At 43.9% G+C, this 24,250-nt stretch carries 30 protein-coding genes and 1 pseudogene; 8 read left to right on the top strand and 23 right to left on the bottom strand.

From position 1 onward, the window contains the following. Nucleotides 1-383: 383 nt before the first annotated feature. On the bottom strand, nucleotides 384-944 hold the full coding sequence (locus tag D0466_RS23335) for a gamma-type small acid-soluble spore protein (RefSeq protein WP_117323126.1): 561 nt from the start codon (nucleotides 942-944) through the stop codon (nucleotides 384-386). A 77-nt stretch (nucleotides 945-1,021) separates the two neighbouring features. Further along, entirely contained in the window at nucleotides 1,022-1,771 is a 750-nt protein-coding gene (fabL, locus tag D0466_RS13730; RefSeq protein WP_117323125.1) for an enoyl-[acyl-carrier-protein] reductase FabL, read from the bottom strand. Nucleotides 1,772-1,862: 91 nt separating this feature from the next. On the opposite strand from fabL, the gene D0466_RS13725 reads away from it, so the two are divergent. After that, nucleotides 1,863-2,087 carry a hypothetical protein gene (locus D0466_RS13725; protein ID WP_117323124.1) on the top strand — a complete coding sequence of 75 codons (225 nt, stop codon included), beginning with the start codon at nucleotides 1,863-1,865 and terminating at the stop codon, nucleotides 2,085-2,087. 71 nt (nucleotides 2,088-2,158) lie between these two features. On the opposite strand, the gene mutY is transcribed toward D0466_RS13725, so the two are convergent. Further along, nucleotides 2,159-3,274, bottom strand: coding sequence for an A/G-specific adenine glycosylase (mutY, locus tag D0466_RS13720; RefSeq protein WP_117323123.1), 1,116 nt, complete (start codon nucleotides 3,272-3,274; stop codon nucleotides 2,159-2,161). Nucleotides 3,275-3,534: 260 nt separating this feature from the next. On the opposite strand from mutY, the gene D0466_RS13715 reads away from it, so the two are divergent. Beyond that, entirely contained in the window at nucleotides 3,535-4,515 is a 981-nt protein-coding gene (locus tag D0466_RS13715; protein ID WP_117323122.1) for a metal-dependent hydrolase, read from the top strand. A gap of 89 nt (nucleotides 4,516-4,604) precedes the next feature. On the opposite strand, the gene D0466_RS13710 is transcribed toward D0466_RS13715, so the two are convergent. Then, nucleotides 4,605-4,871 (bottom strand): YfhJ family protein, encoded by a 267-nt coding sequence (locus tag D0466_RS13710; RefSeq protein ID WP_117323121.1) that lies wholly within the window; start codon nucleotides 4,869-4,871, stop codon nucleotides 4,605-4,607. 119 nt (nucleotides 4,872-4,990) lie between these two features. Here D0466_RS13710 and D0466_RS13705 point away from each other — a divergent pair, with 119 nt between their 5' ends. Next, nucleotides 4,991-5,155 (top strand): small, acid-soluble spore protein K, encoded by a 165-nt coding sequence (locus D0466_RS13705; RefSeq protein WP_117323120.1) that lies wholly within the window; start codon nucleotides 4,991-4,993, stop codon nucleotides 5,153-5,155. 111 nt (nucleotides 5,156-5,266) lie between these two features. Here the strand turns inward: D0466_RS13705 and D0466_RS13700 are convergent, their stop codons facing one another. Continuing rightward, a complete protein-coding gene (locus D0466_RS13700) occupies nucleotides 5,267-5,587 on the bottom strand; it encodes a YfhH family protein (RefSeq protein ID WP_117323119.1) in 321 nt (106 codons plus the stop codon). Nucleotides 5,588-5,784: 197 nt separating this feature from the next. Here D0466_RS13700 and D0466_RS23640 point away from each other — a divergent pair, with 197 nt between their 5' ends. Then, nucleotides 5,785-5,943, top strand: a complete 159-nt coding sequence (locus D0466_RS23640) for an SDR family NAD(P)-dependent oxidoreductase (RefSeq protein WP_117323157.1) — start codon at nucleotides 5,785-5,787, stop codon at nucleotides 5,941-5,943. A 55-nt stretch (nucleotides 5,944-5,998) separates the two neighbouring features. Here the strand turns inward: D0466_RS23640 and recX are convergent, their stop codons facing one another. Continuing rightward, on the bottom strand, nucleotides 5,999-6,811 hold the full coding sequence (recX, locus tag D0466_RS13690) for a recombination regulator RecX (RefSeq protein ID WP_117323118.1): 813 nt from the start codon (nucleotides 6,809-6,811) through the stop codon (nucleotides 5,999-6,001). Nucleotides 6,812-6,900: 89 nt separating this feature from the next. Between recX and D0466_RS13685 the strand changes: the two genes are divergently transcribed. The 3 genes from D0466_RS13685 (at nucleotide 6,901) to D0466_RS13675 (ending at nucleotide 8,341) form a co-directional block, all read left to right on the top strand. Continuing rightward, nucleotides 6,901-7,806, top strand: a complete 906-nt coding sequence (locus D0466_RS13685; RefSeq protein ID WP_117323117.1) for a TIGR01777 family oxidoreductase — start codon at nucleotides 6,901-6,903, stop codon at nucleotides 7,804-7,806. Between the two features lie 106 nt (nucleotides 7,807-7,912). Further along, a complete protein-coding gene (locus D0466_RS13680; protein WP_117323116.1) occupies nucleotides 7,913-8,050 on the top strand; it encodes a YfhE family protein in 138 nt (45 codons plus the stop codon). A 99-nt stretch (nucleotides 8,051-8,149) separates the two neighbouring features. Next, nucleotides 8,150-8,341: a YfhD family protein gene (locus D0466_RS13675; RefSeq protein WP_117323115.1), complete on the top strand. Its 192-nt coding sequence runs from the start codon at nucleotides 8,150-8,152 to the stop codon at nucleotides 8,339-8,341. Between the two features lie 63 nt (nucleotides 8,342-8,404). Here the strand turns inward: D0466_RS13675 and D0466_RS13670 are convergent. The 15 genes and pseudogenes from D0466_RS13670 to D0466_RS13605 all read right to left on the bottom strand — a co-directional run bounded on the left by D0466_RS13670 (nucleotide 8,405) and on the right by D0466_RS13605 (nucleotide 22,258). After that, nucleotides 8,405-8,875: pseudogene (locus D0466_RS13670) on the bottom strand (DoxX family membrane protein). A gap of 276 nt (nucleotides 8,876-9,151) precedes the next feature. After that, nucleotides 9,152-9,346 carry a hypothetical protein gene (locus tag D0466_RS13665; RefSeq protein WP_117323114.1) on the bottom strand — a complete coding sequence of 65 codons (195 nt, stop codon included), beginning with the start codon at nucleotides 9,344-9,346 and terminating at the stop codon, nucleotides 9,152-9,154. 160 nt (nucleotides 9,347-9,506) lie between these two features. Further along, nucleotides 9,507-11,066, bottom strand: coding sequence for a fatty acid--CoA ligase (locus tag D0466_RS13660; protein WP_117323113.1), 1,560 nt, complete (start codon nucleotides 11,064-11,066; stop codon nucleotides 9,507-9,509). A 76-nt stretch (nucleotides 11,067-11,142) separates the two neighbouring features. After that, nucleotides 11,143-12,294, bottom strand: coding sequence for a thiolase family protein (locus D0466_RS13655; RefSeq protein WP_117323112.1), 1,152 nt, complete (start codon nucleotides 12,292-12,294; stop codon nucleotides 11,143-11,145). Between the two features lie 29 nt (nucleotides 12,295-12,323). Continuing rightward, nucleotides 12,324-13,469: an acyl-CoA dehydrogenase family protein gene (locus D0466_RS13650; protein WP_117323111.1), complete on the bottom strand. Its 1,146-nt coding sequence runs from the start codon at nucleotides 13,467-13,469 to the stop codon at nucleotides 12,324-12,326. 37 nt (nucleotides 13,470-13,506) lie between these two features. After that, entirely contained in the window at nucleotides 13,507-14,274 is a 768-nt protein-coding gene (locus D0466_RS13645; RefSeq protein ID WP_117323110.1) for a 3-hydroxyacyl-CoA dehydrogenase, read from the bottom strand. Between the two features lie 197 nt (nucleotides 14,275-14,471). Then, complete coding sequence (locus tag D0466_RS13640; RefSeq protein WP_117323109.1) at nucleotides 14,472-15,380, bottom strand: HD domain-containing phosphohydrolase; 909 nt, start codon at nucleotides 15,378-15,380, stop codon at nucleotides 14,472-14,474. Nucleotides 15,381-15,483: 103 nt separating this feature from the next. Continuing rightward, entirely contained in the window at nucleotides 15,484-16,053 is a 570-nt protein-coding gene (locus D0466_RS13635) for a hypothetical protein (protein ID WP_117323108.1), read from the bottom strand. A gap of 249 nt (nucleotides 16,054-16,302) precedes the next feature. Further along, nucleotides 16,303-17,271 carry a sugar phosphate isomerase/epimerase family protein gene (locus tag D0466_RS13630; RefSeq protein ID WP_117323107.1) on the bottom strand — a complete coding sequence of 323 codons (969 nt, stop codon included), beginning with the start codon at nucleotides 17,269-17,271 and terminating at the stop codon, nucleotides 16,303-16,305. Between the two features lie 27 nt (nucleotides 17,272-17,298). Beyond that, nucleotides 17,299-18,708 carry a Gfo/Idh/MocA family protein gene (locus tag D0466_RS13625; RefSeq protein WP_325048726.1) on the bottom strand — a complete coding sequence of 470 codons (1,410 nt, stop codon included), beginning with the start codon at nucleotides 18,706-18,708 and terminating at the stop codon, nucleotides 17,299-17,301. Between the two features lie 91 nt (nucleotides 18,709-18,799). Further along, nucleotides 18,800-20,473: an acyl-CoA dehydrogenase family protein gene (locus tag D0466_RS13620; protein WP_117323106.1), complete on the bottom strand. Its 1,674-nt coding sequence runs from the start codon at nucleotides 20,471-20,473 to the stop codon at nucleotides 18,800-18,802. A gap of 4 nt (nucleotides 20,474-20,477) precedes the next feature. After that, nucleotides 20,478-20,615 (bottom strand): hypothetical protein, encoded by a 138-nt coding sequence (locus tag D0466_RS22245; protein ID WP_158555909.1) that lies wholly within the window; start codon nucleotides 20,613-20,615, stop codon nucleotides 20,478-20,480. Next, nucleotides 20,612-20,995: a MerR family transcriptional regulator gene (locus D0466_RS13615; protein ID WP_117323105.1), complete on the bottom strand. Its 384-nt coding sequence runs from the start codon at nucleotides 20,993-20,995 to the stop codon at nucleotides 20,612-20,614. The genes D0466_RS22245 and D0466_RS13615 overlap by 4 nt, the downstream gene beginning before the upstream one ends. Before the next feature lie 156 nt (nucleotides 20,996-21,151). Continuing rightward, nucleotides 21,152-21,598: a DUF6376 family protein gene (locus tag D0466_RS13610; protein WP_117323104.1), complete on the bottom strand. Its 447-nt coding sequence runs from the start codon at nucleotides 21,596-21,598 to the stop codon at nucleotides 21,152-21,154. A 30-nt stretch (nucleotides 21,599-21,628) separates the two neighbouring features. After that, nucleotides 21,629-22,258 (bottom strand): protein kinase family protein, encoded by a 630-nt coding sequence (locus D0466_RS13605; RefSeq protein ID WP_117323103.1) that lies wholly within the window; start codon nucleotides 22,256-22,258, stop codon nucleotides 21,629-21,631. 281 nt (nucleotides 22,259-22,539) lie between these two features. On the opposite strand from D0466_RS13605, the gene D0466_RS22240 reads away from it, so the two are divergent. Next, complete coding sequence (locus D0466_RS22240) at nucleotides 22,540-22,710, top strand: hypothetical protein (protein WP_158555908.1); 171 nt, start codon at nucleotides 22,540-22,542, stop codon at nucleotides 22,708-22,710. Between the two features lie 112 nt (nucleotides 22,711-22,822). Here the strand turns inward: D0466_RS22240 and D0466_RS13600 are convergent, their stop codons facing one another. Then, nucleotides 22,823-23,158 (bottom strand): alcohol dehydrogenase catalytic domain-containing protein, encoded by a 336-nt coding sequence (locus D0466_RS13600; protein ID WP_117323102.1) that lies wholly within the window; start codon nucleotides 23,156-23,158, stop codon nucleotides 22,823-22,825. A 632-nt stretch (nucleotides 23,159-23,790) separates the two neighbouring features. Next, entirely contained in the window at nucleotides 23,791-24,234 is a 444-nt protein-coding gene (locus D0466_RS13590; RefSeq protein ID WP_117323100.1) for a hypothetical protein, read from the bottom strand. Nucleotides 24,235-24,250: the final 16 nt, after the last annotated feature.

The following is a 24,250-nucleotide window of genomic DNA, read 5'->3' as shown; positions in this document are numbered from 1 at the left end:
TTGAGGAAAAAGAACAATGCGGACAAATCCAACTTCCACGTAATCTGTCCATATCCAGTAAAGAGCAGTTTGGACAGTGAACTCCTCTCCAGATATCAGATTGTGTAATAATATAACGTTGTAGAACATCTGGATTGTAAGAATGATTTAGTCCGATAAAACCGGCTGGCTGCGAATTGAGCCAAACTTCCGCTTATTCAGCCGGTTTGCTTATTGCATTCAGCCAAAATACATGAAAATCCAGCCACGTATTCCACCTCGATTCAACTGTCATCTTACCATTGAGCCAAATCCCTGCTTTTTCAGCCGTTTTGCTCACCGACACAATAAACAGATGCTATAAAATACGGCAGGGCACCTAAATGGGCCCTGCCGTCTATCTGTTAGCGATTCTTCTGTTGGTTTTGCTGCCTCACCTGTGCAGCCGTATTCTGGCTCGCAAACTCAGTGCCAAATTGGCCCTGGCCTGCTTGGTTTGCACCAGAGGCAGTTTGTTGATTTTGCTGCCTTACCTGTGCAGCCGTATTTTGGCTCGCAAATTCTGTGCCAAATTGGCCCTGGCCTGCTTGGTTTGCACCAGCAGCAGTTTGTTGGTTTTGCTGTCTTAGTTGTGCAGCAGTATTCTGGTTCGCAAACTCAGTGCCAAATTGGCCCTGGCCTGCTTGGTTTGCACCAGCAGCAGTTTGTTGATTCTGCTGTCTTAGTTGTGCAGCAGTATTCTGGCTCGCAAACTCAGTGCCAAATTGGCCCTGGCCTGCTTGATTTGCGCCAGCAGCAGTTTGTTGGTTTTGCTGCCTTACCTGTGCAGCCGTATTCTGGCTCGCAAACTCAGTGCCGAATTGGCCCTGGCCTGCTTGGTTCATACCAGCGGAAGCTTGTTGGTTTTGCTGCCTTACACGCTGGATGTTAGTGCCTGCTTGTGTTCGGTTGTTGTTGTTTCCCATTGTTAATCACCTCCACGCTATTAATGTAACCGAATCGCGCGGAGGGTATTTGAGTTAATAAAAGGCAGCTTTTTTCCTTATACAAGCAGTGAACGGCCACCATCAACGATAATTGTCTGTCCCCTGATCATGTTTGATTGTTCCGAAATCAAAAACATGATCGCGTTAACCATATCTTCCATTTCCACAATGCGCCCGGCGGGTGTTTGTTTTGCTGCATCGGCCAATAGCTCTTCGCGGTTAGGAAAATGAGTCAACGCTTCTGTATCAATGGCGCCGCCAGATACGGCATTTACACAAATATTCTTAGGCGACAATTCGACGGCAAGATATCTGGTAAGCGCCTCCAACGCCGCCTTGGAGACCCCCACCGCAGTGTAATTTTCAAGCACGCGGATCGAGCCAAGAGAACTTATGCTTACCATTTTGCCTCCGCCGTTTTTCTCCATCAATTTTGCGGCTTCCTGGGAGCTAAATAGAAATGCCTTGCTGTTAATATCCATGGTCCAGTTCCAATGGGTTTCCTGTAATTCCATGGCTGGACGCAATACACCGGATGCCGCATTGTTAATAAAAACATCGAGCCTCCCAAAGACCTCGTCAATTTGTTCAAACATCGCCTTAATCTTGGATACATCACCTACATTGGCTTTAACGACTAGAACCTTTCTGCCAAGCGCTTCAATTTCTTCAGCGACCTCCATCGCTTTTGACTTGCTGCGGGCATAATTGATAACAATGTCGTAGCCCTGTTTTGCAAGGCGCAAAGCTGTCTGCTTTCCAATTCCACGGCTTGATCCTGTTACTAATGCTACTTTTTGGGTCATGTGTTTATTCATCCTTCCATAGTGGGAATACATGCATAAAGAACGTTTTTCTTATGAAAAATAAATAAAAAGAAAAGGAGTGTGTGCAACTATGTATGTAGGCCGGGATATGACCGAACTATCCATGCTTTCAAGGACAGACTGGAAGGATAGCGAGCTTGCTTTTTTCCATCACTCCCTGCAACAAATGGTACCCTATTTGAACCAGGAAGGACAGGCAATACACCGGGAAATCGTACAAGAAATCGAAAACCGCGGCGGGCTTGCTCGTCACGAAGCCGATTACACCCACGGAACCAAAATAACCTACGATTGAACATGCGGGGTTCTTGGGAAAGAAAACGTCCAGTCCAGAAGTGCGCGTTCCTTGCCCAGAATCCTGCTATATTATATTCCTGTCCCGGATGTATACGCCGCAAACATTTTTTGGTGGGACACCGAAAAAGCATAGTCCTGTATTTCCTGCTGGCTTACCCACTTTAAATGATGTTTGTCCAATACTTGTTGGTCAATCGATTCATCAAGCTTTCCGGCAAATGTATCTACATTCCAAACTAGGTGTGAGAATACATGGTCAATCTTGGTGATAACCTCGCCGATTTCGGGCTTTGCACCATATGCATCTAAAAATTGCTGCTGAAATACCTCCCGCTTTGGCAATAGCTGATTGTGAATTTCAAAGTTTGGGAATTCCCAGAGATTCGCCAGCAGTCCATTTGCCGGCCGTTTATGAATTAATAAGTCCCCCTGATTATTCGTTAAAATGGCGGCCACAAGCTGGACTGCCCTGCTTTTTTTCTTTTTTGTTTTGACAGGCAACTGCGCCTGAACGCCTTCCCCGAAGGCTACACAGTGCTCCCGCACCGGGCATAACAAACAAGCAGGTACGCCGGGTGTACAGATCAAAGCTCCCAGCTCCATCAGTGCCTGATTAAAAAAAGAGGCATTCCCATGGTCAATCAGCTCTCTTACAGCTTCTTCAAAAATTTTCCGGGTTCTTGGCTTTGCGATATCCTCTTCTATCAAAAGGATCCTCGACAGGACCCGCATCACGTTACCATCTACGGCCGGTTCAGGCTTTCCATAGGCGATGCTCAAAACCGCTCCGGCTGTATATGGGCCTACTCCCTTTAATTTAGAAATTGCCTCAGGGGTATCCGGTACCATTCCATTATATGTTTCACACACTTCTTTTACTGCACTGTGCAAATTCCGCACTCTGGAATAGTAACCCAATCCCTCCCACGCCTTCAGGATCTTCTCCTCATCTGCCTCAGCAAAATCTTCAAGAGTTGGGAACCATTCAATGAACCTGTTGAAATAAGGGATCACCGTTTCCACCCTGGTTTGCTGCAGCATAATTTCCGACACCCACACTTTATATGGATCTTGATCCTTCCGCCACGGCAATTCCCTCTGCTCCTTCTCAAACCAGGATATTAAATCATTCCTGAAACCAACTGTATTGAATTTTGATAAGCTTTCGATTTCATAATTTTTCACATTTGCTCCTCCGTGATGTTAAAATCGTTGCTGAGAAGGGAATATATTAATAAGCCCCATGGCTATCAAAACATTATTGCAGGGCACGATAAGAATTAATATCAAGCACCCAACGTTTTTCCTATCTCAGTGTAATTTCCGTAAAAAAATAAGTCAAAAAAAATTCAACTGGACAGCTTGAAATAATAGGATATGATTAGACATTAAATCAACCATTCTGTTTTTGCACCCCAAAAATGGTGCAAAGGAGGTAAGGCTCTTTGGATACTGGCACTCACTTTGTCATGGGAATCGCGCTTGGCGGACTTGCAACTTTAGATCCCGTAGTAGCAGGCAGTTCTATTACTGCCTCAGCTGTAATGGTGGGTACAATCCTAGGTTCCCAGGCTCCCGATGTGGATACAGTTTTAAAATTAAGAAACAACGCCGTTTATATCCGGAATCACCGCGGGCTAACGCATTCATTACCCGCAATTGTGCTCTGGCCGCTGTTAGTTGCCGGCGCTGTATTTCTGTTCTTTCCTGATTCGAATTTGCTTCACCTTTGGCTGTGGACCTTTTTGGCTGTGTTTCTGCATGTATTCGTCGACATCTTCAATGCTTATGGCACACAGGCGATCCGGCCGATTTCATCCAGATGGGTTGCTTTAGGGATCATTAATACGTTTGACCCGTTCATTTTTGGCATCCATATTGCCTGCTTGATTCTTTGGGGGTTCGGTTTTCCTCCAGGGTATACGTTCCTGTCAATGTACGGCATCTTGATTATTTACTATATTGCTCGGTTCAGGGAACAGCGGATCATCAAAAAAGCAGTTAAAGTCCAAATTCCTGAAGCCAAAAGAATCATTATGTCACCAACGATGAGATATCACAGCTGGAAGGTTGCAGTAATCACGGATAAACATTTTTACGTCGCCCGGGCAAATAATGGCTATGTAACGATATTGGATAAATTCGAACGTATTCCATTGCCTAAGAGCGAAATTTTAGATGCGGCAATACACGATAAGAACCTGGCCGCTTTCCTTTCATTTTCCCCGGTTTACCGCTGGGAGATCGAAAGTATGGACAATTATCATGAGGTACGGTTTATAGACCTCAGGTATAGGAGCAACGGTTATTATCCATTTGTCGCTGTTGTGCACCTTGACAGGGATTTGAATATAACGAATTCGTATACCGGTTGGATTTTCAGTGAAGCAAAGCTTCGAAAAAAATTAAACATCTTGCCTGGTTAAATGTTTATGGGATCATAACGACCGCTAAAAATAAGCTGGCCCCCGACGCGTGTTTCCCTAATGGGAATGTAAGCCGGGGGCCTGCTTTATTAATGAAGATTATCTTTCTTGTCTAATAGTTGCCGATATTTAGGATTGTTTGCAAAGAAGTCATGAAGCCTATCGCCGTGGTTTTCCACCCATTGAGTTACAATGCGGGCTGTCATTTCCGGGCCGGCATACTCATGCCCGGCCTTGGCGTACGTCGCTTCAAAATCTTCCCATAAAAGCTCAATCCATGTACGGGCCTGCTCAAAGCTGATTTCGCGGTTTTTTTCTAAAAGCAAGTCAGTAAGCTTTTCCTGATGTTCGTTCATCCCCATCACCTCTCTGCCATATTTTGAGGCTGCTGCTCCATTATATTTATTATCCTTTTACCCATACTAATAATGCACGGAAACGCGTGCTCATACTGTAGCTCTCAGGAGGGAAACAAATGAGAAATAAAGCAAAAGATTTCCCTGATTTAAACAATAGATTTGAAGGGGAACCGCGGGCAAAAGCAGAATACGCTTCGAAACGCGCGGATGGCACAATAAACACCCACCCCCAGGAACGAATGAGGGCATCGAACCAACGGGTTTCAGACACAATCAGATAACAAGGACAGGGCCAATCCCCCAATGGCTTTAACGCAGCTCCTCATTGGGGGCTGTCCCCCACCGCTTTAACGCAGCTCCTCATTGGACAGACCCCTTTTACACATTTTATATTATTTCACATTTGTGAGCATTGAGATGGGAAGTGCCTCTTCCTGTCCATTTCCGTTTAGGCGGTATCCCCATGCAAATACCCCGTTTAGGTACTCCACTTTAAAGTACGTCCCCGGGTCTCCTGCTATGTGGTAGATTTCCCCTGGTTTAAAATCTTCAGGTTTCAATAAATAAGCCTGGGCCATGACGGCTTTGCGCTCAAGCACGGCAAATTCGTTCACCATCCCGAGTTGTTCCGCTTTGCGCGCCTGTTCTTTAAGGGAGGCAATTTCCTGGGTTAATTCATGTTGTGTCATTTTGCTGTATCTTTTATCATTCATTAAAAATAGCACCTCGGGTTTCATTATTTAAACTGGCAGACGGCTAAAAAGGACTTCTGTTATCATAACCGGAGCCGAGTCAGGGCTGGGATATCATATTTTATTGCTGGGCCGGAATCTGGATAAAATTAATTTGACTAGAAACATCTTGCAGGCACCTCAGCATGCTGTGACGGATCATGCAGTACTAATTCGAAATAACAATCAGTCAATCCTTTTCGATTTTAATCAATAGTGCAGGCATTGACCATTACCGACCATTTGAAAAAATCAGGAAAAGAGAAACGAAAGAAATGCTGAATACAAATGTATTGGGCATATTCCAGGTGACTCACGCCGATCCGCCCGTCGGTTAAAAACGGGCAAATCCATTCAAATCATCCAGAATGCCTGTCTGCGAAAATCGAAAGATTAAGCTTGGTCAACGTATTCAGATAAGTACCTTTCGATCGAATCAATCGAAAATCCTTTGCGGAAAAGGGCTTGTTTCATTCGTTGTTCATATTCAAAGCCTGTATACTTTTGTAGCCTGCGGTGGGCTTTTTCAGCTTGATGGCAGAGGGATCCCCATTCTTCATCACTATCTTTCTCCAGGTTCACATTTAACAAGGCTTCTACAATAACATCAGTAGAAAATCCTTTACGCAGCAAAGTTTGTTCAAGCTTTTGCTTTAATGCGCGTTCTGAAATATTTTTCTCTTTGGCGATTGATTTTTCGGCCAGCCTTCTTGCGTGCTCTTCCTGAAGTTCAAATGTGTAAAGCGGCAGCGCGTCTTCAATTTTTTTATCGTCAATCCCCTTTTCCTTCAACTCCATCCGGACGGTAACCGGCCCTTTCTGACCACTGTTCATCTGCGTTCTTACAAATGCCTTTGCAAATTCCAGGTCATCCAGGTATTTGTATTGATAAAGTTTATGGACTGCTTCTTGTACGATCGGCCCATCGATTTCTTTTTTCTTTAAATAGGCACGGACCTCCGCCTCAGATCTCATACGATATGATAAAAAATTCAACGCCAGTGTAAATGCTTTTTGTATGTCATCGTGATATTGAATATCAGCCAAGTCGAAATCATCAATGTCTTTTCCTTTTTTTAACTGAAACTTTAGTAAGACTTCTTCATCGACACTGAATGCATATTCTTCCCCTTTGCCGTAATCGATAAAAATGTTATATCGGTCTGTATGTTTTTTCTGGGTCGTTATTTTTGTAATTTGCGGCATGAAAAATCACCTCTGTTATTACTGTAACACATCCGGGTAAAAGGATTTATGAAAAAAGAACAGAAATATTGTATGGAGGGGGGCTGACCATGAAAATTGCGATTTCAGGAGGAAGCGGGTTTATTGGTACTGCGCTGACAAAAGCATTGCTTAAGGAAAAACATGAACTTTTTATCCTGACCAGGAATCCAGATAGGAAGAATTCAAGTAAATCGGTCCAATACGTGCAATGGCTGGCCGATGCTGCAAAGCCGGAAGCACATCTGGAAGGCCTTGATGTTTTTATTAATCTGGCCGGTGAATCTTTGAACAGCGGCAGATGGACATCTGAAAGAAAACGCAGGATTGTCGAAAGCCGTGTTCAATCTGTAAATGAAATCGCCCGTATTCTTTCTTTGCTCGAAAAGCAACCCGAAACAGTAATTAATGCCAGTGCAATCGGTTTTTACGGGACTTCTGAAGTGGAGGAATTTACAGAGGATACAAATTCTCCAGGCAATGATTTCTTGGCGCGCACGGTGAATCTATGGGAGAAAGAAGCGAGCAAGGTCAAGCCCTTTACATCAAGGCTTGTTCTGGCCCGTTTTGGTGTCATCCTGGGTAAAAAAGAAGGGGCATTGCCGCGTATTGCCATGCCTTATAAGCTTTTTGCAGGCGGAAAGATAGGAAGCGGCCGGCAATGGATGTCATGGATCCATATCGAAGATGTGGTGCGCGCCCTTATGTTTTGCATTAATGATAAAGACATACAGGGTCCAGTGAACTTTGTTGCCCCTACCCCAACAAAAATGGACAGCTTTGGCCGTAATGTTGCAGAAGTACTGCATAAACCCCACTGGTTTCCTGTTCCGTCATTCTTGTTAAAAACGGTACTCGGTGAAATGAGCGTGCTGGTGCTGGAAGGTCAAAAGATCGTACCGGAGAAATTGGTGAGCCACGGCTTTACGTTTGCGTATCCTGAATTAAAACCTGCGTTAGAGGATCTTTTTAGATAATCCACAAAAATATAATAACAACAATGGCGGGTTTTTTCATTTTCAGCCGTATGGATGCAGCCAGGTAAGGAAAAAATGGGATACAAAGAAACGAAGGAGATGATTTATGTTGGAAAATAAGAAAAAAGAAAAGATGAAAAGCACACTTACCAGTACCCAGGAAGTCCTCTATGCACATGAATTCAAAATGGCCGACCGTGCAGCCGGATATACAGAAAAGAGGGGCAGAACCCGATTAAGTTAAATGATTCCCATACATATTGCCATTTCCCATTGTTAAAAATAAGTCTGTAATGGCCATAACTGTATGCCATTCGATATATTTCTTGGGAGGCGGCTGACGATGGGAAGGAATAGCATTCACCATAATCGTGATAAAAACAAGCAAAAACTTCCGCAAGTCCCGAAGAACTTAAAAAGGGACGGATTGGATGTAGAATATTCTAGTGAGCTTGCCGATCATGAGGATATAGAAGCGCAAGCCCGTTCCAGGGCAGCTGATGAACGCGCAAGAAATAGACAAAGAAACAGATAAAATAAAAACAGGGAGATACTTTTTTCTCCCTGTTTTAAAATCACTCCTGTTGTTCGCTGTCGTTTAGTAAGCTGCTGCCTTGTGAGGGAATTTTTGCGTTGTTTTACCTTTACGATTACCGAGATGTTCTTTGATATAAGGGATTGCATATCTGTCTGCACCATAGTAGTATGCGCCTGCGAATAGAAGAATGATTGCCGCTGTATAAAGCACCGGGTTAGTGCTAATTGTACCCGCTGGCATAAAGTGTTCAAGTGCATGAAGGCTCCGGCTAATAACGCTGAAATGGTAGCTGCGCCAAGAATCAAGCCAATACCCACCAGTAGTTCTCCCCATGCGACAAGGAAAGTAAAGACTCCGGCATTCGGAAGAGAGATATTTTCAAGGAATGCTGCGTACCAGCCCGCCACCGTTGGATGTTCTCCGCTCGTCTGTGCAATTGCACCCTTTCATAAATCCTGCTGCATCAAAACCGCCTTTGACCTTATGCCATCCTTCCTCTAACCATTGTACTTCCAGCCAGATTCGCAATATTTACTCAATTAATTCATCTCCTATTTCTGTCTCCAACCATAATACTCATAACAAGTTATCAACAGGCATGTTGATAATGTGGATATTCCCAACCAACAATATTAAACTCGGGGGGTTAACTCTACTTAGATATCCCCAAAAATATTACCGCACTTATGGATAAGTCTGTGGATACTGTGGGTAAGTTCATAAAACCCTTTCACAACCAGTAGTTGCGGTTGTGGATAAAACATATAAAAAAAGCAGCCCTATCGCACGGCGGGCTGCGCTATTTCATTATTCATTTCTTAAGAGCTCATGCAATGAATAAATACGGATGAGTTGCGGCTTTAGTTTATATTCATACGCCTTTTCCATGATCAATTTTTGCGCGGCATCTGCCTCATCCTCTGCTTTAATCAGGCTCCTGCCCTCAAAAAGCTCATCATTTTCCACAAAAGTGTACCATGATATCCGATAGTGTTTTTCCATATTGATTGCCCTCCGGGTGCAAACTTCGAATGCTGTCCTTCCTATCCGTGAAAAAAAAGTGAAGGATGGATAAGGGATTTTGAAGCCTTCCTTTTTTATATCGGATTCTTAAAGCGAATTTATACAGCATCGGTTTGTTGGCACAGGGAGAGCCTCTGCTCTATACAGAAAACATATCCTGCAATTGCTTTCGCAGCATGAACTTTTGAATCTTGCCGCTCGCGTTTCTTGGAAGCTCGTCACAGAAAATATATTTCCTCGGGCGTTTATAGTTTGCAAGGGTTTTGCTGTTTTTGCACCATTCCTCAAGTTCTCCTTCAGTCAATGATGAATCTTTCGCCACGATGAAAGCTGTGACTGTCTCTCCCCAATGGTCATCCGGTTGTCCAAGCACCGCACAATCCAGCACTCCATCATGCTCGTACAGAGTGTCTTCCACCTCTCTCGGATAGACATTCTCCCCTCCGCTGATAATCATGTCATCGACCCGGTCCTTTACCCATAGATAGCCATCTTCGTCCAGGTAGCCAATATCCCCTGAATGGTACCAGCCTTTATATAAGGCCTTTTCATTCGCCTCTTCTCGCCCAAAATAACCGCTCATCATACAAGGCCCCTTGACGAGGATCTCGCCGTTTTGCCCAGCAGGCATGAGATCGTCGGGGTCAGAAGGTCCGTCTTCCCTTGGCCGCGCTATTACGATTTCATGGTTTAGGCATGCCTGTCCTGCAGACCCGGCTTTTCTGATTTGGTCTTCCTCGGACAGAAGGGTTATCGCCGGGCCCATTTCCGTCATTCCGTACGCCTGAACCAGGGAAATGCCCAATTTTTCCTGGCAGGCTTTCACAAGCGCAGGAGCCATAGGGGCAGCTCCATACAGTCCAAGCTTCAGGCTCTTAATATTATAATCATCAAGGTTTTCTTGCAGGAGCATATTCCACATCGTCGGGGCAGCGAAAAACTTAGTAATCCCCTCTGACTCGATTACTTGAAGTGCTTTTTTAGGATTAAATTGATGGAGAATCACATTTTTGGCACCTACATGAACGCGTGGAAGGAACGTGCAATGCAATTCGGCACAATGGAACATCGGGGCCGTTATCAACCCTACGTCAGAGCTGCCCCATTTACAGCCATTTATCAAGAGCATGCTTTGCTCGACCATATCCCGATGCTTGTGCATGACTCCTTTGGGCCTTCCTGTGGTGCCGCTTGTATACATGATTGCATAGAGGTCTGTTTCTTCTATATCAGCTTTTATTTCCGTTTGGGCTGCTGCAGCGGTTTTTTCGTGGTAGTTTGCCGCAAAAGAAGGAGTATTTTCGTCGATAAACCAAAATCCGATTTCAGGAAAACGCTGTTCGATATCCGCAACAGCAGGCTTCAGTGCCTCTTCAAATAGAACCACCTTCGGTTTCGCGTCGCTCAATATGTAGGCCAGCTCTTCGGCCATAAGCCGGAAGTTGATCGGATTAAAAACGGCACCTATTTTGGCACAAGCAAAAAAAGCTGTCGCAAGCTCTTCATTGTTGTATAGATAGGTGGAAACACGGTCGCCTTTCTTCACTCCGTCTGCCAATAAAGCATTTGCCAGGGAGTGTACTCTTTCATTCCATTGCAGGAACGTAAAGCGGGCATTTCTGCGTTCATCATAAAGCGCTTCTTTGTTGGGGAATTTTTTTACCGTCAAATCAAAAATCTTTCCGATTGTCGTTGACATGCAGGTTCCTCCTAAACAATTTATTCACTTTAAAGGCAAAGGGGGAAGGTACTGTTTCCCCCTGTATGCACATTGTTTACCCTATACGTTCGATAATGGTCGCATTGGCCATGCCATGCCCTTCACACATCGTTTGCAGTCCATAACGCCCTCCTGTCCGTTCCAATTCATGCATCATCGTGACCATTAAACGAGCACCGCTGCCGCCAAGCGGATGTCCTAGCGCTATGGCACCTCCATTGGGGTTGAGCTTTTCACGGTCCACACCTAACTCTTGAATCCAGGCGAGGGCCACTGGCGCAAACGCCTCATTCACTTCAAAAATATCGATATCATCAATACTCAACCCTGACTTTTCGAGCGCCTTCTTTGTGGCCGGAATCGGTCCTGTCAACATCAAAGTTGGATCTGAACCGACCACCACTCTTGTATGCACCTTAAAACGCGGCTTCAATCCAAGCTCTTCCGCCTTCTTTCGTTCCATCAATAAAAGGGCTGCTGCCCCGTCGCTGATCTGGCTGGAATTGCCTGCATGAATAAGCCCGTCTTCTTTAAATACCGTCTTTAGCCCGGCCAGTGCTTCAAGGGAAGTCTCCTTCCTAGGTCCGGAATCTTGGCGTATTTCAGCAGAACTGCCATCAGCAAGTGTTCCGGTTACCGGTATGATTTCCCGGTCAAAATATCCTTCCGCTTGCGCACGCAAGGCTTTTTGATGGCTTTCCAAGGAGAATTGGTCACATTCTTGTCGGGTAATACCGTACTTTTCGGCTATTCGTTCGGCTGACACGCCTTGATGGATCATTTCATACTGGTTTGTCAATTTTTCACTTAATCCAGCTCCTTGATAGGAGGATCCGATCGGAACACGGGTCATACTTTCTACACCGCCTGCCACGACAACATCCATATCGCCGGAAAGGATGGCCTGTGCCGCAAAATGGACTGCCTGCTGGCTTGACCCGCACTGGCGGTCCACAGTAGTTCCCGGAACCTCAATCGGATATCCGGCTATTAATGCTGCCACCCTCGCAATGTCACCCGCCTGTTCACCTGTCTGGCTAACGCAGCCAAGGATAACATCATCGATTATTTCGGGTTTGATTCCGGTGCGATTCACTAATTCTTTTAATACCTCTGCCGCTAAATCGTCAGGGCGGATGTCTTTAAGGACGCCGTTCTTTCTCCCGACAGGTGTACGAAGCCCTTCAACGATTACTACCTCACGCATGGAATCTTCCTCTCTATTATCAATAGTTTTTACAAACCAAGGTTTTTGGCAATGATGGTTTTCATGATTTCATTAGTGCCCGCATAAATGCTTGCCACGGGAATATCGCGATATCTTCTAGCAATCTTATACTCTTCCATATATCCGTAGCCACCGTGAAGCTGCATGCACTGTGCCGCCACTTCCCTTGCCATCTCAGTCAGCTTCCATTTTGCCATCGAAACCTTGGTCACGATATCCTCCCCTGCAATATGGCTGGCAATGAGCTGATCCAGGAACGCCCTCCCCATTTCAATTTCCGTAGCCATTTCGGCTATTTTAAACTGGGTATTTTGGAATTTCCCAATCGGTTTGCCGAAAGCTTCCCTCGACTTTACATAATCGAGTGTCATCTCCAGCATGTCTTCCGCGGCAACCTGGGCGGCAATTGCCACGACCAGGCGCTCCTGCTGAAGTTTTTCCATAAGGTATGTAAAGCCTTTTCCTTCTGCACCAATCAGGTTTTCCTTTGGCACGCGGCAATCCTCGAAAATCAATTCCGCCGTATCCTGGCAATGCAAACCTACCTTATCCAGCTTCCGGCCCCTTGAAAAACCAGGTGTATCCCTTTCGACCGCAATCAGGCTTACTCCTTTATGCTTAGGCACCGCGTTCGGATCTGTTTTACAGGCAACAATGATTAAATCCGACTGGATCCCGTTTGTGATGAACGTTTTTTGGCCTTTTAATATATAGTGGTCCCCATTAAGAATTGCGGTTGTTTTTATGCTGGCAAGATCCGAACCTGTACCCGGTTCTGTCATGGCGATTGCTGTAATGATCTCACCGGTCGCACACTTGGGAAGCCATCTCTGCTTTTGCTCTTCTGTTCCATACGCAGTGATGTATGGAACGACAATATCATTGTGCAGGCCTACACCTACAAGGCCGGACCCTACCCGCTCCAGCTCTTCATTAATGACAGCGGCAAATCCCCAATCAACACCGGACCCGCCATACTGTTCATCAATATCAGGACAAAGAAAGCCCTGTTCCCCAAGCTTTTCCCAGAAGGAGCGCGGAATCATCCTTTCTTTTTCCCATTGGTCATAAAATGGATATGCTTCTTTATCAAGAAATTTCCTCAATGATTTGCGAAAAATATTATGCTCTTCGGTTAAAAACAGATGCCCCATTGTACATTCTCCTCACCATCGGGTTGTGATATTTCATTTATCTTGGCTGCATGCGGATAGCCCCATCCAGGCGGATTGTTTCCCCGTTCAGCATCGGATTTCCAATAATGCTTTCCACTAATTTTGCATACTCTTCAGGATATCCAAGCCTTGAAGGAAACGGTACAGTTCTGCCAAGTGAAACCCGTGCTTCTTCAGGCAGCGAGTCAAACATAGGCGTGTGAAATAATCCAGGGGCCACGGACATAACCCTGATTCCGCTTGAGGCCAGCTCCCTTGCAATCGGCAAAGTCATCCCTACGATTCCACCCTTGGATGCACTGTATGCCGCCTGTCCAATTTGCCCTTCAAAGGCAGCAACCGATGCCGTATTGATGATTACCCCCCTTTCCCCTTCTGTATTTTCATCGTTATGTACCATTTTTTCGGCAGCAAGACGGATTACATTGAAACTGCCAATCAAATTGATCGAAATCACTTTTGAAAACGACTCCAGGTCATGCGGCCCTTTTTTGCTTAGCACTTTTCTTGCAATCCCTATCCCTGCGCAATTTACAACGGTGTTTATGGAACCAAATCTTTGAATGGCCTGATTTAAGGCATTTTCTACATCTTCCCCTTTTGTTACATCAGCCCGCACAAATAAAACAGACAGTCCTAATTCCTCTTGCAAGCGCTTACCTTTTTCTTCAGACATATCCACGATAAGGACTTTGCCGCCTTTTCCGATGATATTTTTGGCCGTGGCTTCCCCCAACCCCGATGCCCCGCCAGTAACAACGGCAATAGAATTTGAAATTTCCAAGAGTCAACCTCCTTAACTCAATTTTTATAAATCTAAATTTTTTGAATATATAGTTATTATAACAGAAAAATTAGTAAAACCATTTTTAAATTTATGAAATTCGGGGGGAAGAATAATCAATAACAGGCTTCGGGGAATAAAAAAAGCAGAAACCTTTTGGCGTCTGCAAGTCTTGGTTAGTAGGGGAAATCATTATCCTACTTTATCTTTCCTTCATCCTTTAAAACCTTTTCAAGCGCTTTAACTAGTGCAACATCATATTTTATTCCCGCTAAACTTTTCAGCTCGTCAATCGCGAATTGTGCAGTTTTCCCCTTTCGATATGCCCGATCGTCAGTCATTGCGTCAAAGGAATCACATACTCCGATTATCTTTGCCGGCAGTAAAATTTCATTGCCTTTGAGTCCTTTGGGATAACCCGATCCATCCAAGCGCTCATGATGCTGGTCTATTATTTCTGCTAAATTGCTGTAGACCGTTCCTCTTAGCATGTCCGCTCCGTCCCTCGGGTGTCTTTTGATTATGTCAAACTCTTCTTTCGTTAACTTTCCAGGTTTGTTTAATATCTCAACAGGTACATTGATTTTACCGATATCATGCAGTTCAGCAGCTAGAAATAGTTGTTCAACCAGACTAGACTGTAACTTTAGAAGTTTCGCTATTTTAACTGAAAGAGTAGCAACCCTTTCACTATGTTTAAATGTATAACGGTCCTTACTCTCCACCTGTTTCGCTATATGGGTTAAATTTTGGTGATCTTGACTTAAATGTTGAAATATCGGTTCTGTAATTACCCACAGGTAGGTTACATCTGTTTTAGCTGAAAAGTAAATTGGTTCTTTTAACCCTTTAACGGTGAAGGAGTCATGGGCTACAAGTGTTGTTTTTTGCCCGTTGTGTTCATATTCCATTTCTCCGTTTAAAATAAAAATAAATTCAAACACTTCGGCCTTTTCACTAGGATAAACATAAAACAGCTTATCTTTATAGACAGTTTGCAACATGATATCTACTCCGTTGTCACGTGCCAATAAACTAAGCTCATTAGAATATTGGTGAACTATATCTAAAGGGCTTCCTTTTTTTGAAATTGTTAGTCCTTCCACTTAATATTCTCCTTATGTCGGAAATAAAAAAAGGATTCTCCATCGAAAAGAATCCTTTTTTTCTATATTATAACTTATAAAGAAAATACTGTCATAAGTATTTTTAAGCTCCTACCACCCTAATCGGATCAATCCAAACCCACTGATGTGCAATCTTAACCAACTTCCATTCACACTCAGCGGTAACTCCAAGTTCAGCTGCTTTTTCAATTGCTTTAGCGGTCATGTTTCTTGTAAGGATATCCAATTCATGGATAAGCTGGTCTAACTCAGTATGGAATTCAGCAGTTCGTTCCGTAAAGTAGTCGGATTGCTCACTCAATTTGTTTTCTTCCTCGATTACTTGTGCGTCAATGGCAGCTAATCTTTCCTTGATAACTGCCGTTGCATCAGCATCTGTTTCAGTTGACAGCTGTGCTTCTAGGCTTGTTTGTTCTTCTCTTAATGAAATAATCACATCCGCACCTTCAACAGATTGAATGTCTTCAAAATATTCCTGTTGAAGTTGATCAGCTTCTGCAACTGCCTTATCGATTTCGGCATCTATTGTAGCGTTGGTTTCATCAATGATCATTAATGCCTCTTCAACATCGCCATTTTCAGAAGCAAATGCCCCTGAGCCAAATGCCAATGTCAGAAAAATAGTAAACAATAAAACGATACTTTTCTTCATTATTCTCCCCCTATTGCGGAGCTCAGGCCATGGTGCAAAAGTTGATAACTGTTATTTTCATTGAGTAGTATAAAAGCCTGAACCTTTATGTATTTTTTTCCATTATATACTTTCCTTTACTATTTTTCTACAGGATGTGATAGAATCAAAGATTTTTACGGTTATTTAACAAAAAATCCTAATGGAAAAATTTAAAATAAAAGAAGGGTTTCCGAAATTGGGAACCCTCCTTACTTAAACCTGATTATATTAGACCCACCACATGGAGGATGGCTGTTGGTGAATTAGAACCGATTGCAGATTAGCCACCGCGCGTTTGAAGCCCTCTTCAATCGACATTAACGGGTCTTCATGCTCAATGCTTACTACATAGTCGTACCCAAAAGTACGCAGGGCGCTCATCATATTGGACCATTCCTGGTTGCTATGGCCGCAGCCGACAGACCGGAATGTCCAAGCCCTGGTTTTCACTTCCCCATATGGCTGCATATCGGTTAATCCGTACATATTGACGTTTTCCTGATCGATATATGTATCTTTCGCATGGAAATGATGGATTGCATTTTCTTTTCCAAGTATTTTAATTGCGGCAACCGGATCGATCCCTTGCCACCATAAATGGCTCGGGTCCAGGTTTGCTCCTATCGCATCACAAGTCTGTTCCCTAAGTTTCAAAAGGGTATACGGCGTATGGACCAAAAATCCTCCGTGCAGCTCTAACCCGATTTTCACATTACGATCCTTAGCATACTGCCCCCATTCTTTCCAATAGGGAATCAGTTTTTCTTCCCATTGCCATTTCAGCACATCTCCATATTCGTTTGGCCAGGGGGTAACAGGCCAGTTCGGATATTTAGCACCTTCATGGTCACCGGCCGTTCCCGAAAAGCAGTTGACTACAGGGACCTGTAACAGCTCTGCAAGCTGCACGGTCTTTACAAAGGTCTCGTGGGATGTCTTGGCGAAATCCCTGTCGGGAGAAAGTGGATTCCCATGGCAGCTAAAAGCGCTGATGGCCAAGCCGCGCGACGTGATTTTATCCATATATTCATCACGCTTGTCTTTGCTTGAAAGCAAGCCATCAAGGTCACAATGCGCATTTCCAGGATAGTTGCCGGTTCCAATTTCTACTGCAGCAACACCGGCAGCTTTCACATAATCCAGCATTTCTTCAAAGGGTTTGTCCGCAAATAAGACTGTAAAAACTCCTAGTTTCATCGTAGATCAATCATCCTTCCCCATCGTTTAAAACCTTACACTTGTACCAAGATTGGTGCTTTCATAAATTTTTTCAATGATGGCACTAACCTTCCACGCTTCCTCCGGCTTTACGAGCTGCTCTTCCAAACCCTGGCAAGCATTAATGAAGTTTTCTGCCTGTGGAAGACTCGGGTCTTCCTCTCCTGGAATCCAGGCAGCTTCGCTATTAAAAAGCATTCCTTCCTTTGCATAGTTGACAGTCAACGGAAAAACATCAAGTCCTCCCTTTTCCCCGGAAATGCTTACATTTTCGATAACATCCTCTTTAATATTATTGGACCATGAAGTTTCCAGTAACAGCGAAGTCCCGCCGGCAAATTTAATATATGCGGTCACATGGTCGTCTACCTCAAAGGTGTCCGGATTAAAGCTCCCCCATTGATTAACCTGTCCCGGCGAGCGGCTTAAGGCATTGTAGGCAGTTCCCATTACTTCTACCGGCTCGGGGTGGCCTATCAGCCAAAGGGAAAGGTCCAATAGATGGCATCCATAATCGATTAAACTGCCTCCACCCTGAAGCTCCTTATTCGTAAACACTCCCCATCCAGGAACCTTTCTCCGTCTAATCGCCTGGACCCTGACTACAAGAGGATTACCAACTGCTCCAGACGCCATGATTCTTTTTGCACCTTTGGGTTCCTTCATAAACCGGTAATGATAACCGATTGATAAAATTTTCCCTGCCTGCTTTGAAGCAGAAACCATCGCTTCGCATTCAGCACTTGTAAGCGCCATGGGTTTTTCACAGAATACATGAAGCCCCGCGGTCATGGCCGCAATTGTTATCTCTGCATGGAATTTATTAGGTGTACTAATAAAAACGGCATCAATCTCATGAAACATTTCTTCATAGTTTTGATAGGCTTTCGGAATGTTAAACGCGGCTGCAACCGAACTTGCCCTATTGGCATCAATATCACTTACAGCCACAATTGTTACTCGGTCGGCCAGTTTCAGCAAGGTGGGAATGTGCCTAGTCGTGGCAATTCCACCTACACCTATCAGGCCTATCCGCAATTTATTCATGCCCGGCACCTCACTTTTTATGAAAGAGATACTTCTTCCACGTCGACATGGACAATGGATTTTGTTTCGTTCGCTTCTAGCGCGGACGATGCTTGCGACAAACTCGTCGATAACGCGGGAACTGCTCTGCCCGCCCTCATCATTTGATTGGATTTTCCCTAATTCATAGTTTACGGTTTCACCATTTTTATATTGTACAACCAACGAATAGTCGGGATGTTCTTCCAGCCGCAGGATTACTTTTTCTCCGTAAATGATGGTCGAATTATCTTCGCTTCCTACATACGTCCAGCTTGCAGCAAGCGTCCCTATAATAAAATACTGCTCATGGCAATGATTTATGACATGTAATAATAAGAGGGTTTTCAAAATCGAGAGAAAGTTGGGGAATCGACATAATAGAGGATAAAAAGGCTGTCTCAAGTCTAAAGTTAACTTAAAAACAGCCCTTTCACAAATATCAATTCGGTATTTCAATATGATTCATGACTATTTGGCCAAAGTATTCAACTGTACGCATTCTATCATTAAATATATGTGATTCGCCCCATGTTTCTTCGATGAAAACCTCCATTACCTTTCGGGCCCGCTCATTTCCAGAAGCGGCATATTCCAGGGCTACGATACTTTCCAGAATGTCCACCATAAGTTTCGCCGTTTTTTTTGAATGGAAGGTCTGATGGTTTGAGGATGCCTTCCCCAGGAACGATAACAATACTTTCAGTTCATGGATGCCATTTTCAACCGGAGTGGTCCAGCCTTCATAATTCTGGGTTACTGCCTGAAGGCGTTCCGTCATCTCCATAATAAACAATTCATGTGCGTTAAATTTTTGGATAAGCCTGAAAACTTCCAATCCTAGAATATTGGCGGTACCTTCCCAAACCGTCAGCACCTGGGCGTCACGGAGCAGCCGGGGAACAATGAAGTCTTCAATGTAGCCATTGCCCCCGTGCATTTCGATGGCTTCATGCGAGAAGGTAATGGCCTGCTCTGCCGTCTCCTTTTTCAAGAGTGCGATATATAACCGATTCAGCACTTCCTCTTCTTTGCTGACGGAATCACGGCTATTCATGACTTTCTCAAATAACGGAAGGTACTTAAAAACAGTCCGTGTTTCAATTTCATGTTTAACCGCAAGCCTGGACAATGTATCCTTTACCATCGGGAAATCAGTAAGCTTATGGCCAAATGAGCTTCGATTGGACGCATAGTGTTTCGCTTCCTGCAATGCCCGGCGCATGATGCCCAGGGAAGCTATTGTATTACAGACACGGGACAGATTAAGAGCTTCCATCATGTAGTAAAAGCCTTTAGCGGGGTCCCCGACAACAAACGCTTCTGCCCCTTCAAACTCGACCTCTGCAGATGGAACAGCCCGAACCCCCAGCTTATCCTTCAACCGGCGTATTTTGATCCCGTTCAGGCTTCCATCTTCCTTTCGCCATGGAACGGCAAAAAGAGTCAGCCCTTTGGTTCCGCCAGGCGCTCCTTCCTTTCTTGCCAATACCATCGCAACGCCGCACATCCCGGCATTGGAAGCAAAATATTTTTCGCCAAACAGCCGATATCCGGAACCATTAAAGACAGCTTTTGTTTCATTGGCACCTACATCCGAACCTCCCTGCCGCTCTGTTAAAAATGTTGCCCCTTCATAAAGAGGCACCTCTCCTGTTGAAGCAACATGCGGCAGGAAACGATTTTTCACTTCATCATCAGCATACTGATCCAACAAATAGGCCGTAGCCATCGTTAAGGTAACCGGACAGTAAAACCCCGGTTCAGTTTGGGAAAGCAGATAACCCTGGGCATAAGAGTATATATAATTCCCCTTTTTCTGAAGCTCCGGAATCACTTTATGCACAAAGCCGACTATTCCGGTATTGTATGTTTGCTGCACTGTTTTCCGGTACCCTTCATTCACCCAAATCTCCGAAATATCCTCCCCGTAGGCATTATACTTGATTAGCTTCGGCTGGCCTTCCCTGTCGGTAAACCTTGCACGCTCATCAATTTCCCCCGCACACTTTTCCCCGAATTCCCCAAGCTCCCGATCAGCATATTGAAAAAAATCGCCATCCAATAATTCCTTCAACAATTCCTGCAGCTGCTTGTCTTCTTTATAAAAATTCATATGGTTACACCTCCTGCTTCGGATTTCGCAACACTTGCTTAAGAATTTTCCCGGTCGCATTGCGAGGCAAGGCATCGACCTTTTCATAAAGCTTCGGAATCTTATAAGGTGCCAGTTTCCCATCGAGCCCAGAAATATTCATTTCTTTACACTCCTTATGGAATCAAGTTTCATCGTAAAATCGGCCAAGAGTTCCTCAATTTCTGCTTTTATTTCATTCAGTTCTTTTATCCGCTGGTTCACCTCCCCCAATTTTTGGTTCCCATATTCAATCGTGCGTTGCAGCTGCTTCTCTCCGGTCCGGTCTTTGTCAAACAGAAGGACCATTTCTTTAATTTCATCCAAAGAAAATCCAAAACGCTTGCCCCGCAGGACCAGCTTCAGCTGTGCATGGTGCTTCCTCGTATATATTCGATTGCCGCTTTCTGAACGCTTGGGGTTTATCAGCCCAAGCTCTTCATAATAACGGATTGTCCTTGTTGTCAGGTTAAACTCTTTTGCCAATTCTGAAATTGTATACATGAATGCGTAAACCCACCATTACCGAGTTATTTTAATTACATATTAGCATTTACGTTAACGTAAACTTCAAGATTGTTTTATTAAATTCGCTTGCATAGACTTCTTTTGTGCCAAAAAAAATCACTTCCTAAAAAAGAAGTGATTGTTTGCTTCGGTCTATGACCCCAGATTCTCAATCTTGTCTATAAGGCTTGTCAGTTCATTCACTGTCTTCATAATCTCGGAATCCTGCAGGAGGGCCGGATCCCACTTGCCGTTTTCGATGTTTTTCAAATAAGAATCGATGCCGCTGTTTAATTTTTCATTATACTCGGTTATTTGATTATGAATGTCTTCTGCGATGGACGGGGCTTTTGTTTCATTAAAGGTTTTGATTTCCTCTTTCATGGCGATAAGTTCAGTCTCCAGGTTTTTCCTGGCTTCCTGATTTGTAACGGCATCCTCTGCCATCTGTGGTACATCCTCGGCAAATTTGCTTGCCTTATCTAGATACGTGGTCGCTTTATCCGCATAATCCAATGAATTGTTGGCCTCCTCAAGAATCGCGCATCCACCCAACAAAAGCATTGATAATAATCCAAACATGGTCAAGATCCTTTTCATCGAGAACTTCCTCCCATTTATAATTTTTGATTACTTAGAATCTCCAAGGGCGACATTCGGATTCAGGCTCTTCTTATACAAAGCCGCAATCAGATTTAGTACAGATGCAGGTATTTTTTTCGGGAAGAACGGTTTCACATAGGCTTTGTAAAAAGCCGATTTAAGGTCTTTCCATTGCCTGCATTGCTTTGTCTGCCTGAACCTTGCCACATCAATGACTTTGATTTCTTGTTCTGAAGTGATAAAAATATTCCGCAAATGGATATCTGAAGGATTAAGGCCTTTTTGTCGCGCTAAATGTAAGGCATGGTCGATTTCTTTAATCTGATCCTGGCTGACATGTGTACCGTTAACCAGGCATTCAAAAAGCGTTTGTCCTTCTATGAAGTCGATGACTAAGTAATTTCTTCCTGAATCATAGAGAGTCGGATAATAAGAAATGTCCTGGAGCATTTTATAGATTTCAGCTTCTTCACGTGCCACATTGGTATGGTGCGGGAAAAACACCTTTAAGGCTTTATCGGTTTTGCGAATTCTGAAAACATAGGCGCTTCTTCCCTTCCCGATTAACTCTAAAGACTCATCAAATGCCGTAAGAGTAACTCTGTTTTTGTCCAAGCTCATTTTAACACTTTCTGCCAGGATGTTATATCCAAGCATATATCCCAGCTCCTTTCACATAGGAATGCAATTTGAAATAAACACAAAGGGACGTTACAACCGTTTTCCTGGCCATAACGTCCCTAGACGAATAAAAGACCTAGCCAAATAAACGGCAAGGTCTCGCTAACAACCTGAGTTGCCAACAAAGCCGAGGATTAACATCCCGGACTGACGACTTTGCTGTATCAGCTACTCCCCTTAATGGAAACATTCATATTATATATTCATTATATGGCACAGAACTTTCACCGTCAATTGAAGCGGATTTACATGATCATATGAATACAATTTATCATATGCTTGTACTTATAAAAGAAGAACTGTTTGCAAGCGCCCGTGATTGTCAGAAAACAGAAAGGTTGGAAGTTTCTGATTTTGCGTCCAATACCTTGTACAGCATCCAGCCAGTAAAGGTAATTGTCCAATTTAATGCCCAATCTTTAGAATAGGTTTAATCGTGGTTTCCTTTTTCATATCCTCGATTGCTTCATTTATTTGATTCAGGGTATAGTAATTAATTAATTTGTCAAAAGGGTGATTTCCCTTTCTTGTAAAGTTCAATCAACTTAGGGATATATAAATTTGCGGTACCCCTTCTCCCATCAGAAACCCATTCAGGTTTCTTTCGAAGAGGATTGTATCGAGATCCACATCATCACCAGGTTCAATGTGTGTGATCCCTAACCCGACTTTCTCTACCACACCGCCACCTTCATGCCCCAAAACAGCTGGAAGAGGGACAGGATAAGCTTGGTTTTGTGCAAGAATATCCGTATGGAAAATTCCTGTGCCAACAAGCCGGATTAACACCTCACCTGCTTTAGGTTCATCAATTTTTATTTCCGTAATTTCAAAAGGCTCCCCGTTCCAAAACGTTATGGCCGCTTTTGTTTCCATACTGAATCCTCCTGTTTCCGAAATTATCATGATTAGTATGTTCGTTTTGAGGTTCCAAGCCCTATCCAAATCATACCTCACCCAGTAAAAGAGCCTCCAAGATTATTCCTGAAGGCTCTTTGTTGGCTGTCTTTTGGGTTGCATTTAGCGGAAGGATATCAAGCGGGCCGCCATGGATGCCGCCTACGCCCAGATTATCCTACACTCCTATCGCGAAAAAAACCTTTTTCACAATGACCAAATGGATTTATGAGAATGACTGGGGATATGCAAAGAAGGGAAGCTTGCACTCCATCGCGTGTTCCGGGTATGGTTTCTGGGGTCCTCCGTTGCAAATTGGAAGCCAATCTGAGATTGTTGAACTTACTATTAAATTTTCAAATTGATCATTAAAAAGAGAGCTGCTTCGGATGGACCTTCCGAAATGTTCGGAACTGCCAGGGTACCCTTTCGATACATGGTTACGAATCATTCGGAAGGGCAGCTCCCTTTCGAAACCAAGTTTCGAATCATTCGGAAGGGACAGGTTGCTCTTTCGAAACCGGGTTGGGAATCGTTCGGAAGGGCCTATCTGTCTATGAATTACCAAAAACTCGCAGGAAAAATCAACTTCTGTTTATGGTTAAACATTATTAGTCCTCTCGGTCAAGTTCAAGTATTATTTCAGAACCTGCCCTTTTAATTAAGACCACTTTGGAGCCATTTATCTTCGGATCATCCAAGAACTGCTCCCTTACGGTCAGGGCATATTTTTCTGCTTGTTTATCATACCCATCCCCTCGTGACCGGAGAACAACAACCCTTTCACCATTTTTGTCAATTATTCCACTTTCCGCGATACTATCATACCAACTGGCTTCGTAATCAATAACTCCCCCTCCAAATGACTCATACATCAGTTCATCAAGTACTTGTTTGGCATATGTATCCAGATCCTGGCTTTTTGGTTCTTCGGGAGAAATCATTGTTCTTTGTTGTGTAAAAGCCATATGAGGTGAATTTATATTTAGCCCCACCCCCACTCCGGCTATGATGACCAGAGTTAAGACCCACCAATTCAGTCCGCCATCTCTCATTTTACTCTCCCCCGGG

The sequence above is a fragment of the Peribacillus glennii genome, from assembly GCF_003429105.1.
Taxonomy (GTDB): domain Bacteria; phylum Bacillota; class Bacilli; order Bacillales; family DSM-1321; genus Peribacillus; species Peribacillus glennii.
Note: the sequence above shows the minus strand (reverse complement) of the source record. Positions and strands in the feature narration are given on the sequence as shown.